This is a genomic window from Atribacter sp. (assembly GCF_035418125.1).
Lineage (GTDB): Bacteria > Atribacterota > Atribacteria > Atribacterales > Atribacteraceae > Atribacter > Atribacter allofermentans.
The window spans coordinates 1-1,637 of the sequence record NZ_DAOLQM010000352.1; the positions used below are offsets into that span (position 1 = coordinate 1).

Genomic DNA, 1,637 nt, shown 5'->3' on the forward strand with positions numbered 1-1,637 from the left:
AACAAACGAGAAGTACGTATTGCTGCCATAACATGTAAATCCCAATAGGAATACCATTTTTCATCAGGAGCAGTCATTATTTTTTCCGCGCTGCCAGTCCCAGCATTGTTTACTAAAATATCGACGCCGCCAAAATATCTCTCAATTTCGGTAACAAATTTTTGAATATCTTCCAGCTTGGATACATCAGCTTTTACTCCCAAAACCTTAACCCCAAATTCATTTCGAATTTCATGAGCTACTTCTTGAAGTCGCTCATCATTACGAGCGCAAATCGCTAAATGTGTCCCTTCTCTGGCCAACTCTTTTGCAATTGCTAAACCAATTCCAACACTTCCTCCGGTAATACAAGCAATTTTGTTTTTAAGTTTCATATCCATATTCTTCTCTCCTTTTTTATTTCGAATGATTTAATTGCAGAAATTCTCCTTTTTTATGATTTTAATTGATAATATATTTATTTATCTCTATCCGATAAACCCTCGGGCTTGATAAATCAAGCCCCTCCCAAAGATATCAAAATGCCGTTATCCTGAGCGGTGCTTTCCCGCGTGAGGATCTCATCTGACACCGAAGGTGTCAACATGATACTTCGTTTTATGAAGCCGTGAGGATCTCATTTTTCGATTATTTTTTAAAAAAACTTCAAAAGGATGAGATTCTCACGTCGCCCAGTAAAAGTCACCAGACTCCTCAGAATGACGGGATGGGTGGATGAGATTCTCACGTCCTCCGGCAGAAGATACCGGACTCCGCAAAATGACAAATTAGGTAGCAGAGATTGCCACGTTGCACAGGACGCTCCTCGTAATGACGGAGCTGGAAAAAATTCAAATCCCCCTCACCCCCTTTACTAAAGGGGAAACGATCCCTGGGTAAGAATTTTCATCCTCATCTGATGCCACCTTGAGGCATGGCTATCTTTTCTCAATTTTAACACTTGATATGGCAATACTTCTGACAAGCTTCAATATAAGCCAAAATATTTTGTACGGGAATTTCTTGACCTAAAGTATTAGAGGGCGCAACAATTAAGGATGGAATAAACCGTGCCAAATCATACGAAATTTTTCTTCCATATTAATATTTTCTGTGGGTCCAAAAGGAAGAGTATTCTGAACACTTATTGTACCCCAAAAGCTAATACGATCTCCATATTGTCGGATAATTCGCTCTGAATCCTGACATTCAGGTTGAATGGGATGAAGCACATCAAATCCAACCTGAATCAGATCTGGAATAATTTGTTCAATATTTCCGCAGGAATGAAGGAAAAAGAATCGATCGGGATAATCCGAGCGCAAACCCGCAATAATTCTTTCCCATTCTGGCTTAAGAAACTTTCGCCACAAAGATGGATTTATCTGAAGACAACTCTGCATCCCATAATCATCATAAAAACAAAGAATTTCAACCCCAGCTTCAGCATGAGCGCGGGCAAATTTATAGGTAAAATCAGCAACCTTTCGCAAAAGTGTTTGGGCAAAATCTGGTCGTGTCAATAAATCTATCATAAAAATCTCCATACCCCTTAGCCAATGAGACCATTCATAAATGCTTCCACAATAAGCTGATGAAATATACCCCTTCGATTTAATCTCATGGGCTCTACTTTGAACAATAGGAAAACTATCCTG

The 1,637-nt window shown here is 39.3% G+C and carries 2 protein-coding genes; both read right to left on the minus strand.

Annotation, left to right across the window (positions count from 1 at the left end; all coding sequences use genetic code 11):
• A partial coding sequence (locus PLK24_RS11315) for an SDR family NAD(P)-dependent oxidoreductase (RefSeq protein ID WP_324479215.1) occupies positions 1-380 on the minus strand: 380 nt, incomplete at its 3' end.
• 651 nt (positions 381-1,031) lie between these two features.
• On the minus strand, positions 1,032-1,637 hold a 606-nt coding region (locus PLK24_RS11320), incomplete at its 5' end, for a uroporphyrinogen decarboxylase family protein (RefSeq protein WP_324479217.1).